Annotated in this window: 12 protein-coding genes and 1 pseudogene; 6 read left to right on the top strand and 7 right to left on the bottom strand. The window is 41.0% G+C overall.

All coding sequences use genetic code 11. The features are described 5' to 3' along the window. The 3 genes from DP116_RS19985 to DP116_RS19975 form a co-directional block, all read right to left on the bottom strand. Positions 1-460: NAD(P)/FAD-dependent oxidoreductase (locus DP116_RS19985; protein WP_169156838.1), on the bottom strand; the 460-nt coding region annotated here is incomplete at its 3' end. Between the two features lie 102 nt (positions 461-562). Further along, the gene (locus DP116_RS19980; RefSeq protein ID WP_169156837.1) at positions 563-1,444 is read right to left on the bottom strand and encodes a hypothetical protein; all 882 of its coding nucleotides are present in this window, start codon (positions 1,442-1,444) and stop codon (positions 563-565) included. Positions 1,445-1,497: 53 nt separating this feature from the next. Next, positions 1,498-2,361 carry a hypothetical protein gene (locus DP116_RS19975; protein ID WP_169156836.1) on the bottom strand — a complete coding sequence of 288 codons (864 nt, stop codon included), beginning with the start codon at positions 2,359-2,361 and terminating at the stop codon, positions 1,498-1,500. A 710-nt stretch (positions 2,362-3,071) separates the two neighbouring features. On the opposite strand from DP116_RS19975, the gene DP116_RS19970 reads away from it, so the two are divergent. The 5 genes and pseudogenes from DP116_RS19970 to DP116_RS19950 all read left to right on the top strand — a co-directional run bounded on the left by DP116_RS19970 (position 3,072) and on the right by DP116_RS19950 (position 8,656). Next, positions 3,072-4,988: an iron uptake porin gene (locus DP116_RS19970; RefSeq protein WP_169156835.1), complete on the top strand. Its 1,917-nt coding sequence runs from the start codon at positions 3,072-3,074 to the stop codon at positions 4,986-4,988. 174 nt (positions 4,989-5,162) lie between these two features. Then, positions 5,163-5,360 (top strand): hypothetical protein, encoded by a 198-nt coding sequence (locus DP116_RS19965; protein WP_169156834.1) that lies wholly within the window; start codon positions 5,163-5,165, stop codon positions 5,358-5,360. A 25-nt stretch (positions 5,361-5,385) separates the two neighbouring features. Beyond that, a pseudogene (locus DP116_RS19960) lies at positions 5,386-5,760 on the top strand (O-methyltransferase); the annotation flags it as partial. Positions 5,761-5,852: 92 nt separating this feature from the next. Continuing rightward, positions 5,853-7,232, top strand: coding sequence for an ATP-grasp domain-containing protein (locus tag DP116_RS19955; RefSeq protein ID WP_169156833.1), 1,380 nt, complete (start codon positions 5,853-5,855; stop codon positions 7,230-7,232). A gap of 95 nt (positions 7,233-7,327) precedes the next feature. Beyond that, entirely contained in the window at positions 7,328-8,656 is a 1,329-nt protein-coding gene (locus DP116_RS19950; RefSeq protein ID WP_169156832.1) for an ATP-grasp domain-containing protein, read from the top strand. Positions 8,657-8,849: 193 nt separating this feature from the next. Here the strand turns inward: DP116_RS19950 and DP116_RS19945 are convergent, their stop codons facing one another. From DP116_RS19945 to DP116_RS19935, 3 genes are all read right to left on the bottom strand, one after another. Continuing rightward, the gene (locus DP116_RS19945) at positions 8,850-9,788 is read right to left on the bottom strand and encodes an isopenicillin N synthase family dioxygenase (RefSeq protein ID WP_169156831.1); all 939 of its coding nucleotides are present in this window, start codon (positions 9,786-9,788) and stop codon (positions 8,850-8,852) included. Positions 9,789-9,914: 126 nt separating this feature from the next. Then, positions 9,915-11,006 carry a redox-regulated ATPase YchF gene (gene ychF / locus DP116_RS19940; protein ID WP_169156830.1) on the bottom strand — a complete coding sequence of 364 codons (1,092 nt, stop codon included), beginning with the start codon at positions 11,004-11,006 and terminating at the stop codon, positions 9,915-9,917. A 66-nt stretch (positions 11,007-11,072) separates the two neighbouring features. Continuing rightward, a complete protein-coding gene (locus DP116_RS19935; RefSeq protein ID WP_169156829.1) occupies positions 11,073-11,306 on the bottom strand; it encodes a hypothetical protein in 234 nt (77 codons plus the stop codon). Positions 11,307-11,575: 269 nt separating this feature from the next. Here DP116_RS19935 and DP116_RS19930 point away from each other — a divergent pair, with 269 nt between their 5' ends. Beyond that, positions 11,576-13,087, top strand: coding sequence for an aminotransferase class I/II-fold pyridoxal phosphate-dependent enzyme (locus tag DP116_RS19930; RefSeq protein WP_169156828.1), 1,512 nt, complete (start codon positions 11,576-11,578; stop codon positions 13,085-13,087). A gap of 34 nt (positions 13,088-13,121) precedes the next feature. On the opposite strand, the gene DP116_RS19925 is transcribed toward DP116_RS19930, so the two are convergent. Continuing rightward, the coding region (locus DP116_RS19925) for a CO2 hydration protein (protein WP_169156827.1) at positions 13,122-14,121 on the bottom strand (1,000 nt) is incomplete at its 5' end.

The raw sequence follows: 14,121 nt of genomic DNA, 5'->3' as shown, positions 1-14,121 counted from the left end.
TTGCACGTAGTTTTGGTTTTGACATCCATATTTCCAGGTGCAAGATGTGAGTTAAAGCAGCGGCTATAGCCTCCTGATTCAACAGAGGTTCTAATTCACAGGCTTCCTTTAAACTGAGTAATTTGGGAGGGATAGCAAAACGAGTGTAAGACGCTGCTACACTTGCTGGATCTGTATCGGCGGAAATGGTCAATAATAAATCTAGCTCCCTAAACTCAGTATCAGCGTCCAACTCTTCCGACAGGATGCGGTGACGTGCGATACCCTCGTCGCACAATTGGCGAGTGAGTGGAGTGACACCACACCAAAAACTTAAACCACCATAACTATAACGAGTTGCATTGTTTGGTGTTGCATATTGTTCTAGTAAAAGCACTTTGCAGTCTTTTTTTACCAGTTCGTAGGCGAGTGCAGCACCCGTAATACCAGCACCAACAACAATCCAGTCGTAGGTTTTCATTGAATATCTTTATGAACAGGCTCAAAAGATATTCTCTCTCTTTGGTGTTACTTCAACTCCAACTCCAACCAATTTCATCATGAGATTGTCATGCTACCGCAATTATTTTCCAACAGTAACTTTCATGGTCTTTCTATCGGAAAAACGATTTGAAGTCGCACCTTGATGTCTACCTTGGGTAGCAACGCCCAGTAATTTAGGCTTCGTTGAGCGTAAAGTTAAAGTAGGTGAAGGTTCAGGTGCTGTCACTTTCGCTTGACCTCTTCTCAAAGCAACTAAAGTTATATTTGCTTGATTATTAAAAGAGCGTTTTACAGAACCACGGACAAAAATACTAGCAAATTTTTGAGTTCCAGCAAAATTAGAATCTTTCAATTCAGAACTAATTGTCACATTTTCGCTTTTCTTGCTGGTCAAATAGTTATCATTACTCAAAGTGTTTAAATTTCCAGATAGAGAAAAGAACACTAAAGGTTTTTTTTCAATACTATCTGGGTCGGATAGTAAATTGGCCAGATAGTCTGGAAGCTTTTCTTTAGGTATATCAGAAGTATCGTATAAAAAGAAGGAAACCTCTCTAATAGCGCTGGCATTATCTATCTGCTGTGATGCATTTTTTAAGGTTTCCAAGTCTAATGTCGATGTAAAATTGAAAGATAAAGTTTTACCTGCATCTATAAACAAGTTACCAACAATAATTGCATGAGTTTCAGCTAATGCAAAAAAATCTCTATTTTCACCAGAAGCTGAACTAGTTGCAAAAGTCAATACTTTTGTATCATCAGTTTCTACGACTGCGTTATTGTAAACAGTCGCTGTACCACCATCTGCAGTAGCTGAGGTATCAGCCTGATTATCACTGTTAATAGTGGCAAAGCTTTGACTCAAGTTTGTTAAGAAGAAATCTCCATAAGAAAGAGCAGAAGTCGCCGTTTGACTAGGTGACGCGGAGGGTGCAGAAGTAGATGGGTTTGGAGTCGCCATAAGAAAAAAACCTCTTTGCAAATTTTTAGTATAGAGCTTGACGTCATTACTATCTACAATTTAACCATCTTAATTCCTGAAGAGTTATTTAAAATTTTTGTCCTAAATCTACCTTTGTTAGCTATAGCTAGTAACCCAAAAAATAGTACTAAAGCTAAACTTGTTGAAGGTTCAGGTGCTGTCACTCTCGCCTGACTTCTCCTAGTCGCAATCAAAGTGATATTTGCTTGTTTTTCAAAATAACGTTGGAAATATCCCCGAAACTCAGCCAGAGTCTTTTCTTCATTTCCTTCCAAATCAACTTCTTTATAACTCTCGCTTAAGGTAATATCTGAACTATTTTTATTGATCAGAAAATCATTACCAAGAGTATTGATATTCCCAGCCAGAGAAAAGAAGGAAAGCGGAGTTTTCTTGATGCTGTTTGGATTGTCTAATAAACCAGTAATCAAGTCAGGAAGAGTTTGTTCTGGTATATTTGAAGTATCGTATAAATAGAAGGCAATGTCTCCTTTTGCTTGAGCATTCTCTACTGGAGATGCATCTATTTGTGTTCCTAGGTTTAGAAAAGAGGAGAAATTGAAAGAAAAGGTTTTACCAGCACCTATATCAAAATTACCAACAATTTCCGAATCGCTTTTTACGAATCCTGTATAGTTTCTACCTTCACCACTCACTGAACTGACAACATCAGTAAATGCTTTTGGTGGAGAATTTGACGTCTCTACAGTTGGAATATTTTGCAAGTTTACAAAATCATTCTTACCCAGAGTAATACCTTTAGTCTCACCATTATTGTCGCTGTTAAATTCTGTGGAAAGAATTCCGTTGAAATCTGTCAAACTTAATTCTCCATCAGAAAAAGCAAAAGTAGCTGCTTGACTGGGTGAGGTGAAAAGCACAGAAGTCGCTACCAATGGAGTAAACAGTAGCCCAAACCGCTTGGCAAATCTCAAATATTGCTTCATAAAATCCTTAAAATCCTCTTAATATTTAGTTTGCTTCTCTCTGTTGTGAGACTCTTAATAAAAAATACAAAAGAAACTATCGCGATTCCGTAATTCTCAGGCTACTTTTGCGAAAGCTACATAAAATCTACCTATGTATCAAAAAATGATAAAAAGATATTAACCCTATCCCTGTGTATGAAGCATAAATTATATTTTATACTCTAGCTAGAGTAAAATTACTTGGTTTGGGGACAAAAATTCTTCTAAAATTTATCAAATACTGTTAAAATTTTACTAAAAATATACAATATAGTTCCAAAAAATACCGCAAATATACAGTAAAATTTTGTGTTAAGTAGGTGTAGTCATATTTTGTACTTTATAATACAAACTCTAAGCTATGATAAATAGAGCAATACTTGGTTAGATGATAATTATAAAAATTACAAATATCAGCTTGTGTTAATTATTGACGTAAATAGATTTATGATAATTAAACACTTGCGGTAATTACTCATAAAGTGGTTAGTCAATTCACTAAAAGAAAACTTTTTTCTGAGGGACAAGGAAGGCGAAGCAAGCAATATTGTGTTGCATAGTTTGCCTTGATTTTACTAAACCATTGTTTTTTTGAGATCGCAGTCTAAATTTCTTTATTTCAGTGTGTAGGAGTTGCCATGAGAAGATTTTTACTAGCCTCTGCCAGCGGAGCAAGTTTTCTATGTTTAATTGCCAAACCATTATCTGCACAAGTAATACCGAATCTAGATATTGCTAATAACACATCTAAAATTAATTACGCGGCAGAACAATTACCACAAAATAGCAGTTCTTTAACTGAAAGTATAGGCAGTATTAATGACATACAAAAAGGCAGCCAAACTCAGGGACAACTCATTGTATCTACGGATAGCAAACAACAAGATTTACCTACTTTGAATCAGAAGCAGAAAAGCAACAATTTGGGGCTAACTGCAAAATTTCCAAATCAAGTCCCCGCATCAAATGTGATAGCACAAGTCACATCTGTATCGCAATTATCTGATGTACAGCCTACGGACTGGGCTTTTCAAGCACTGCAATCTCTAGTTGAGCGTTACGGTTGTATTGCTGGGTATCCAAATGGTACTTATCGAGGCAATCGCGCGATGACTCGCTATGAATTTGCTGCTGGCTTAAACGCCTGTCTCAATCGAGTCAACGAACTTGTTGCCACAGCGACTGCTGATTTGGTAAAAAGAGAGGATTTAGCCACCTTGCAGAGACTGCAACAAGAATTCGGCGCAGAACTGGCGACACTGCGAGGTCGGGTAGATGTTGTAGAAGCTCGCACGGCAGAGTTGCAAGCAAATCAGTTTTCCACAACGACTAAACTGAGTGGTGAGGCAATTTTTGCAGCTATTGGTGCTACAGGAGGCGCTCCTGGTAGGAATGATCCAAATATCATCTTGACAAATAGAGTGCGGTTGAATCTCAACACCAGTTTTACAGGCAAAGACTTACTGATTACTGGTTTGCAAGCTTATAACTTTTTAGGTGGTTCGGACGGTCGCGGTAGCCTTCAAGAATCTTTGGGATTAGCTCCGTCTGGATTTAGTGCCAGTAACGCTCGTGTCAGTTTTGAACCGCAATTTCCTGGCCTTGATGTTAAGACTTTGTCGAGCACGGGTAGCAATGACATTGAGCTTTACAAACTAGTTTATATCTTTCCCATTGCTAAAAAATTAACTTTGTTTGCTGGAACTGCGGTGGAATCATCGGATGCCTTTCCTGCCATCACACCTTTTGCTGGTGAAGGACAAGAAGCAGTTTCTCGCTTTGCAGGTTTGAACCCCGTGGTACGTCTCTCTGGTGGTACTTCTGGTACTGGTTTGGCATCGGCTGCAGGATTTATTTTTGACATATCAAAGCAGGTGGATCTGAGAGCTTTTTATGCCAGTGCAAATGCCAATATTCCTACTTCGGCTGCGGATATCCAGCCAGGTGTTTCTCGCACACCTTTGGGAGCAGGCGTGTTTGGAGGTAGTAGTATTGTAGCAACACAATTAACCTTTAAACCAAGCAGTTCCCTGGATATTGCTTTCAACTATGCCCACAGTTATCACGAAATCAACATCCTGGGTACAGGATTAACCAGTAGTGATATTGGTGCTTTGGCTGGTGTTTCATTGGGAACACCAGTTGAACTAAACTCTTTTGGCGGTACAGTAACTTGGCGTTTATCTCCAAAAGTTGCTTTATCTGGCTACGGTGCAGCAATGTTTGTTGATGATTCTTCTGGTCGTGTTGATGCTTCTACCACCTTCACAAGTTGGATGGCGGGATTGCACTTCAATGATTTATTCAAACCAGGAAACAATGCGGGGATTATTTTTGGACAGCCACTTTATCGCACCTCTGCAGATGGTGATGCTAGATTGACTCCTGATGGTGCGCGGCGGGCTGTTCCTTATCATTTAGAAGCTTACTATCGTTTTAAAGTGAGTGATAATATCAGCATTACTCCTGGAGCATTTGTTTTGTTCAATCCTGAAGGCAACAGTAGAAATGATACGACAACTGTAGGCGTACTCCGCACCACTTTCACTTTCTAAAGGAATTCAGAACGCCACTCGGTATTAAGAATTTCTTCTGGGTTGTGCGTTCTGTATGCTTTTGGCTGTACTTCATCTATGAGATTTTTTGCAAAAATTATGATGAATGAATTTAGATCCGCAGATGGACGCACCCTAGACGTAGATGTGGTTTGATTTTCAGAAATTAGGCTTTTGCAAGAAATCAATTCAAGAACCGCCTTGTGTTCCGACGCACCCACCGACCACAAAACAGCGTCATTCATGGCGGCTTTTGGAGAAAATAGCCGGACGCTGCAAAACCGTGCCTACAATCTCGCAATTTGGGCACTGGTCATTGAGTATTTGATTGATAAAGATGCTCCCCGTTTCAATAATCGCCTTGGGAGCTAGTTGAGTGTTCGACGTTTTGCGATACGCGCTCGTCGCGTCTGCCCTTTGGGCAATCGCCCCTCACGGTGGCAAAATTCATGTAGAATTGAGACCAGCATTAGAAACACTCCAGAAGCTAGCAGCAGCACAGGAGTCATTTGACTTGGTGTTCATTGATTCTAACAAAACTGAGTATGTGTAGTACTTTCAAATACTGCTAGACGACAATTTATTGTCTCCTCACGGATTCATCTGTGTGGACAACACGTTGCATCAGGGGCAAGTAAACTTGCCTTCTTTGGAGCGAGCCAAAAATGGGGAGGCGATCGCTTGTTTCAATCGCATCGTCAAAGATAACCCCCGGATTGAGCAAGTGCTACTGCCAATTCGAGACGGCTTGACGATCATTTGGCGAGTGTAGGAAAGCAGGGGACAAGGAGCGCATCTCCTTATCCCTTTAATATCTGACTCGCCACCAGCCACTGGTTCCACTATCATGTCACAATTACAACTATGAGGAAGCAGATTTTTGCAGTGTTCCAAAACTTGGGCACTCTTGCATTACTGGCGATCGCATTTCCCTTTAACTGCACCGTCGTACTCGCATCCCTGCTGTGGAATTTTTTCGAGCGAAGGTATGCCAAGCAAGTGGTTTTGAACGAGAATCCGAAAAATATCTTGATCGGTGGTGGTAGAATGACCAAAACCCTTCAACTGGCGCGATCATTTCACGCAGCAGGGCATCGAGTCATTCTATTTGATCTCGACAAATACTGGTTCAGTGGTTATCGATTTTCTAACTCTGTAGCAGGCTTTTACACAGTTCCTGACTCCGACGAAGACAAAGAGGGCTATACTCAAGCCGTGCGTGCGATCGCCAAAAAAGAAAACATAGACTTTTTTGTCCCGGTAGGCATTTTTGCTGCCAGCTACTTCGACTCGGAATGCAAGCCAGTGTTATCAGGCTATTGTGAGAATTTCCACTTCGATGCTGATACAATGAAGATGCTGGATAACAAGTTTACCTTTGCCCAAAAAGCACGCTCACTCTCGCTATCTGTCCCGAAAACCTTCCTAATTACAGATCCCGAACAAGTTCTTAAATTCGACTTTTCCAACGAAAAGCGCAAGTACATTCTCAAAAGTATTGTCTATGACTCTGTTTTACGCTTAGATCTGACCAAGCTACCAATGGAGTCTCACGAAAAAATGGCGCTTTATGTCAAAAGTAAGCCAATTAGTAAAGAGAACCCTTGGATATTGCAAGAGTTTATTCCCGGAACAGAATACTGTACTCATGATACAGTGAGGAATGGTGAATTAACGGTACACTGCTGCTGCGAATCATCTGCTTTTCAAGTCAATTACGAAAAGGTTGATCACCCAGAAATTAAGAAGTGGGTGAGTCATTTTGTCAAAGAACTACAACTGACTGGACAACTTTGTTTTGACTTCATTCAGGCGGAAGATGGGACGATTTATGCGATCGAGTGCAATGCTCGCGCTCACTCTGCAATTACAATGTATTACAACCATCCAGGTTTAGCGGATGCCTATCTTAGTAAAGAGCCTCCGGCTGAACCTCTCTTACCTCTGAGTGATAGTAAGCCTACTTATTGGCTTTATCACGAACTTTGGAGACTTAATGAAATTAGATCGTTAAAGCAGTTGCAAAAGTGGTTTAAAAATATTTGGCGAGGAAAGGATGCAATCTTTGAAGTAAACGACCCACTACCGTTCTTAATGGTACATCACTGGCACATTCCTTTACTATTACTCGATAGTTTGCGCTCCTTAAGAACTTGGGTGAGGATTGATTTTAATATCGGGAAACTCATACAGTTTGGAGAAGACGTAAGATATAAAACCTCTACCTCTGCAACCCGTAAGTGATAGTAAGTTTACTGGCTCCGATTGCATCTGTTTGTTCCGCTTCATTTTTACAAGCCACCAGCCACTAATTCCACTATCATGTCACAATTATAAGTATGAAGGAGCAGATTTTTGTAGTTTTCCAAAACTTAGGCACTCTTGTATTACTGGCGATCGCATTTCCCTTTAACTGCATCGTCGTCTTGACTTCGCTACTGTTGAACTTTCTCAAGCAACCATTTGGCAAGTCAATTGTTGTCAACCCCAATTCCAAAAATATCTTGATCGCTGGCGCGAGAATGACGAAAACTCTTCAGCTAGCGCGTTCATTTCATGCAGCAGGGCATCGGGTGATTATAATTGACATCGAGAAATTCTGGCCAAGTGGTAATAAATATTCCAATTCTGTTGCAGGCTTTTATACCGTTCCCGATCCAAGCAAAGACTTAGAAGGCTACGTTGAAACCCTACACGCGATCGCCAAAAAAGAAAAGATCGACTTTTTTATCCCGGTAGCCATTTTTTCTGTCATCCACTATGATCACGGCAAGCCACCATTACCAGACGATGTAGAGTTTTTCCACTTCGATGCTGATCTCACGAAGATTCTGGATGACAAATTTGCCTTTGCCGAAACAGCGCGATCGTTCGGTTTATCAGTCCCCAAATCCTTCAAAATTACCGATCCCGAACAAGTCATCAACTTTGACTTTTCTCAGGAGAAGCGCAAATACATTCTTAAAAGCATTCCCTACGATCAAATACGTCGCTTGAATCTCACCAAGCTACCTTGCGATACACAAGCAGAAACAGCAGCATTTGTCAAGAGTTTGCCCATCAGTGAGAAAAACCCCTGGATTATGCAGGAATTCATCCCTGGAAAGGAATACTGCACTCACACTACCGCGCGAGATGGAGAGTCAAGAATGTACTGCTGCTGTGAGTCATCCGCCTTTCAAGTCAACTACGAAAACGTTGATCAGCCAGAAATTATGCAATGGGCGAATCATTTTACAAAAGAACTAGGAAAAACCGGGCAACTTTCCTTTGACTTCATCCAGGTAGAAGACGGAACTGTTTATGCGATTGAGTGTAACCCCCGTACTCACTCCGCCATTACTATGTTTTACAATCATCCAGGAGTAGCGGATGCCTATCTTGGTAAAGAACCTCTGGCTGAATCTTTGCAGCCTCTTGCTGATAGTAAGCCAACCTATTGGCTGTACCACGAAGTTTGGCGGCTGAATGAGATTAGATCGTTTAAGCAACTGCAAACTTGGGTAAGAAACATTTTGCGGGGGAAAGAAGCAATTTTTGAGGTGAGTGATCCCTTACCCTTTCTGCTCGTACATCACTGGCAGATTCCCTTACTGATTCTCGACAATTTACGAAGACTCAAAGGTTGGATAAGAATAGATTTTAATATGGGTGAGCTGATAGAGTGAGAACGAAGAAATCCGGTATTCATTGGTTTTGCTCACCCAAGATCAAGGCAGACATTTTGTAGGTGGTAGTACCGCTGCGCGGAAGTCAAAAGTCAAAAGTCAAAAGTCAAAAGTATTATGGAACGGGCTTTTTAGGAATTTTAAATGGTTGCCCTATTTACGCCGCTCTGTAGTAGGTTTATTCAAGAACCGCTTAATAGGTTGCCTGTAAACGGCTTAAAAGATATTCTCCTGCAAGAATAGGAGGATAAATAGGTGATTTGTCCCTCTGACAACTTTCTAGACAAACAATTTCTGTATTGTCATTGGGATGACAGAAAAATGCCACAGAATATCTTGACTGGTTGAGTGTATGATCATTTGGAATCATCACTCGATGCTTGGTTGAGCAAAACACGTGATTTGTCCAGCGTTCCATTAAATCACCAGTGTTGACGACGATAGTATCAGGAATTGGTGCAGCTGCAATCCACTTTCCTGATGCTGTTCGTACTTCTAATCCCCCAACTTCATCTTGAAACAATAAGGTAATACTGCCATAGTCGGAGTGTTCACCAGCGCGAACTTGTCGTAGTTTGGGTGGCTGGGATAAAGATGGATAGTGCAGCAGTCGCAAAGTATGATTTTGCTGGTTATGGTTTGTCGTAAAAAAATCTTGTGGCAATTCTAAAGCTAAAGCGATCGCTTGCAACACCTTGTTAGCAAGTTCTGTACAAGCTTGGTAAAAGTTGAGAATATGAGGGTTTTTTGCAGGAGAAGATGAGGCAGTGAATACAGGAGATAATCTATCTGTTACATCTATATCTATTGCCTTTTGTTTACCAATATTAAACGCTTCTTTCAAGTCTCCTGGGTTATTGGGGTTAAGCCGTTCTCTTTCAAAACCAACGTAACCTTGATTGCTAAATTCATTAGTCCAAGCTAACTGTTGCTTTTCTGCCAAAGGTAAATCGAAGAAGTCTTTGCTTTGTTTAAGTACTTGATTAATTAAGTTATGTGATATGTTTGTATTTTTTAAGTACATGAATCCTATTTCATGGCAAGCTTGATAGATTTGTTGAACGACAGTTTGCCTAGCTGTTGCTTTACCAGTGGTGAAGGAAGATAAATCAATAACTGGAATTTCAAGCATGTTATTTTGTTATTTATTTGATAATGACTGACGTCTAGGATATATATGGAGTTAGTTCTCAAGCCTAATTAAGAAACCCAGTTTCTTGAATAAACCGGGTTTCTATTTACTTTAATTTCAACAAAATTACACATTAAATCGGAACAACATCACATCGCCTTCTTGCACGACGTAATCTTTTCCTTCACTGCGAACTTGCCCTTTTTCCTTGGCAGCATTCATTGAACCTGCTGTGGCTAAATCCTTATAAGCAACAGTCTCTGCCCGAATAAATCCTCGTTCAAAATCGCTGTGAATCACACCGGCTGCTTGTGGTGCTGACATTCCTGCTGTGATTGTCCAAGCACGGGTTTCCTTTTCTCCTGTGGTGAAGTAAGTACGCAAACCTAACAAAGTATAAGTGGCGCGAATTAAAGATTTTAAACCGCCTTCTTCTACACCCAAAGATGCCAAGAATTCAGACCGTTCTTCTTCTGGCAATTCAACTAATTCCGATTCAACTTGGGCAGAAACGACGACAACTTGTGCATTTTCAGTAGATGCAATTTCTCGCACTTTTTCTACGTATTCATTACCCGTTGCCAATTCATCTTCAGACACATTGGCACCATAAATGATTGGTTTATTGGTGAGCAGTTCAAGTGGTTTAATAATCTCGGCTTCTTCTTCGGTCAAACTAACTTGCCGTACTGATTTTCCTTCATTTAATGCAGCAGCTAATTTTTCCAGCAAAGCTAATTCAATCTGTCCTTCTTTGCTAGTACGAGCTTGTTTACGGGTGCGTTCTATCCGCCGTTCAATTTGTGCTAAATCGGCTAAACCAAGCTCTAAATTGATGATTTCAATATCTCGTGCTGGATCAACTGAACCAGCAACGTGAATGATATCATCATTCTCAAAACATCGCACGACATGAACAATTGCATCAACTTCTCGGATGTGGGAAAGAAATTGGTTACCCAGTCCCTCACCTTGACTTGCACCTTTGACCAAACCGGCAATATCTACAAACTCAACACGCGCCGGAACAGTTTGTTTTGAGGAGGAAATCTTCGATAAAACATTTAACCGCTCATCCGGCACAGAGACAACGCCGACATTCGGTTCTATAGTACAAAAAGGGAAGTTGGCTGCTTCTGCCTTGGCATTGGCAACCACGGCATTAAACAAAGTCGATTTTCCAACGTTGGGGAGTCCGACAATTCCGGCTCGTAGCATTTTAGATTTGAAATTTTGGATTTGGTACCAAACGCTATCTTAAAACAAAACTACTAGCAAGGAATTTCAAATAGGTGCTGGAACTGGTTGGGGAATAGGTGCTGGAACTGGTTGCGGAATCGGAGCAGGTACAGGTTCTGGTACTGGTCCTGGAACTGGTTGAGGCGCAGGATTGGGTACAGGTTCCGGTACAGGTTCGGGTATAGGTTGGGGAATTCTTGGTTCCGGTGATGGTTCGGGATTTGGTAATGGAGGAGGAAGCTGTGGTTCAGGTAATTGTCCAGGATTGGGATAAATCATGGTATCTCTACTGAAATCATTCGACTTTTACCAACCTAGATGACAACAGATGCTGGGGACATCTTCCAATATGACTATTTGCAACGGATGAACGGATATCTTGCACGATTCTCTAATGAAACCTCGCCCGCCTAGAACTGAAGTTCCAGACTAATAGCCTAAGTCCATTCAAATGGACTAAAAGCTTTGCTGAGTAAGTATTTAGTCTTATGCGCGAAGACTGACAAAGTAACTTATCCGCGACATCCGCCACAAAATCTGTTGCCAAAATGCTCAATCAAAACCAAATACCTTTACTAGACTCCTTAAAAGCCTGTGCAGAACGTCCTCACGCTCCTTTTTACACCCCAGGACACAAACGAGGACAAGGGATTTCCAAATCCTTAACTGATGTTTTTGGCAAAGCAGTGTTTCGTGCTGACTTGCCAGAATTAGCAGAATTAGATAACCTTTTTGCACCAAGTGGGGTGATTCAGCAAGCGCAGCAGCTAGCGGCTGAAGCCTTTGGTGCATCACAAACTTGGTTTCTTGTCAATGGTTCTACTTGCGGAATTGAAGCGGCGATTCTTGCGACTTGCGGTACAGGTGATAAAATCATTTTGCCTCGGAATGTTCATTCTTCTGCGATCGCAAGTTTAATTCTCTCTGGCGCTATCCCAATTTTTATTCATCCAGAATATGACTCAGTTTTAGATATTGCTCACAGTATCACTCCCACGGCTGTACAAGCTGCGTTGGAACAGCATCTTGATGCGAAAGCGGTGTTGATGGTTTATCCCACATACTACGGTGTGTGTGGAGATGTGAGGGCGATCGCTTCCCTCGCCCACCAACATAACATCCCCTTAATTGTGGATGAAGCACATGGTGCACACTTCGCCTTTCATCCCCAACTACCCACTCCAGCTTTAGCCGCAGGTGCTGACATCACTGTACAATCTATTCACAAAGTACTAGGTGCATTGACTCAAGCATCAATGCTACATGTTCAAGGCAACAGGATAGATATTGACCGTGTTAGTAAAGCTTTGCAACTCGTACAATCGACTAGTCCCAGTTATTTACTCTTAGCTTCTCTGGATGCAGCGCGTCAGCAGATGGCGCTTTATGGTCAAGAGTTAATGTCTCGCACATTGGAACTAGCCCAAGAAGCGAGAACTCGTATTAGTCAAATTCCTGGTTTATCGGTTTTGGAAAACCCCCCAACCTCCCTTATTAAGGGGGGTAAGGGGGGTAACGGGGAATCACCTGGTTTTGTTGCTTTAGACAAAACCCGATTAACCGTCACTGTTTCTCGCTTAGGTTTGACTGGCTTTGAAGCTGAGGAAATTCTGAATGACAAGCTGGGTGTTACGGCTGAATTTTCATCACTCCTACATCTGACTTTCATCATCAGTTTCGGTAACACCCAAAAAGATATTGAACAACTTGTGCAAGCTTTTAGTACCCTGAGTAAAGAGTATCGAAAAACTCCATCTCCCGCCTACTCCCTATTAATGAGCGAAGGAAAGGATTTGTTTAGCATAACAAGAAATTCAATACATCTTTCGCCTCGTGAAGCTTTTTTTGCTCCTACAGAAACCTCGCCATTCAAAGAAACCTCAAAACGCATTTGTGCGGAAATCATTTGTCCATATCCACCAGGAATTCCTATCTTGATGCCTGGAGAAATTATTTCCCCATGTGCTTTAGAGTATTTACAACACATTCAGGAGTTGGGTGGATTTATCAGCGGTTGTGCTGATACAAGCTTAAGAACCCTAAAGGTTGTGAAAGCATGAATCATGTCGTATCAGATGACATTTCTTGTGGTAATTATTGTGGATATGATACCAAACAAAAGTTAGACTGGTCGTTCACCTCTTCCAAACGCGAAGTTTTTAACCTATCAAGCCACTTTTGCATAAAGACTCGATTCATTTTCTGCTCATCTGGATTTTGAGTATCAACTGGATGAGGCATGAGTCCTAAAATCGTCGCTGTAGTCACACAAAACATCGATTTTTGAAAACTCATACAAATTTGAACTCGCAAATCATCTTCTCCCCGACGACTACGCTTATAAACTTCATGCAAATAATCTGGAAGATAATGACGCATATCTTGCATCAACAAGGTAGGAGGAATACCTGCACCGCCAATGGGTAAAGGATCCGCATACAAAGCACCATATTGAAATCGGGTTTGATCAGGAGGAATTTGATAAGCTTGGGCATTATATGAAACTGTGCCATGAAAAGCTGTTCCTCGGAAGAAAACTGCTTCTACATAAGGTATTGCTGTATCTGCAAGAAATGTTAAACCAGTAGATTTAGGAATAATGTCGTAAACTTTTTCCCGAATTTTAACGGCGTAGGTAATCGGCTTATTGGCATCTGCTACCAAACCTGCTTTGACGTGTTCTACAACATCAGGAATACATTTGATTTCACCTTGATCATAACGGTCTGATAAAGTGAGGAAAATATCAGCCATCACACGCCAAAATTGACCTAAACCAGTAGAGTAAGAACTGACACGCAATTGTTCTGTTAAAAAATCTGGGAAGAGTTGATTAACTCCCTTGATGATGGGATTGTTTTTAAATTTGGCTGCGATAACAGCTTGCGCTCTTTCTTCAAATTCTTTTGAATCTAAGTATTGATCCAATCCACCGCCGCCATGCCACATCATACTCTTCATGCAATATTCGGCATATTCAAAATTAATTCTGTCATGCCACCAATGCCGTAGTAGTTTTTTAAAAGAAAAGTCTCCATTAAAGTATTTCCAAAATTGGAAAAATACTAAAAATTGATGTTCAGCAACATAAATG

Source organism: Brasilonema bromeliae SPC951, from assembly GCF_012912135.1.
GTDB lineage: Bacteria > Cyanobacteriota > Cyanobacteriia > Cyanobacteriales > Nostocaceae > Brasilonema > Brasilonema bromeliae.
Note: the sequence above shows the minus strand (reverse complement) of the source record. Positions and strands in the feature narration are given on the sequence as shown.

Excerpts from the sequence above, each read along its gene's own strand:
- DP116_RS19980 (WP_169156837.1), bottom strand. The coding sequence starts at position 1,444 with ATGGCGACTCCAAACCCATCTACTTCTGCACCCTCCGCGTCACCTAGT.
- DP116_RS19970 (WP_169156835.1), top strand. The coding sequence starts at position 3,072 with ATGAGAAGATTTTTACTAGCCTCTGCCAGCGGAGCAAGTTTTCTATGT.
- DP116_RS19955 (WP_169156833.1), top strand. The coding sequence starts at position 5,853 with ATGAGGAAGCAGATTTTTGCAGTGTTCCAAAACTTGGGCACTCTTGCA.
- DP116_RS19950 (WP_169156832.1), top strand. The coding sequence starts at position 7,328 with ATGAAGGAGCAGATTTTTGTAGTTTTCCAAAACTTAGGCACTCTTGTA.
- DP116_RS19945 (WP_169156831.1), bottom strand. The coding sequence starts at position 9,788 with ATGCTTGAAATTCCAGTTATTGATTTATCTTCCTTCACCACTGGTAAA.
- ychF (WP_169156830.1), bottom strand. The coding sequence starts at position 11,006 with ATGCTACGAGCCGGAATTGTCGGACTCCCCAACGTTGGAAAATCGACT.
- DP116_RS19935 (WP_169156829.1), bottom strand. The coding sequence starts at position 11,306 with ATGATTTATCCCAATCCTGGACAATTACCTGAACCACAGCTTCCTCCT.
- DP116_RS19930 (WP_169156828.1), top strand. The coding sequence starts at position 11,576 with ATGCTCAATCAAAACCAAATACCTTTACTAGACTCCTTAAAAGCCTGT.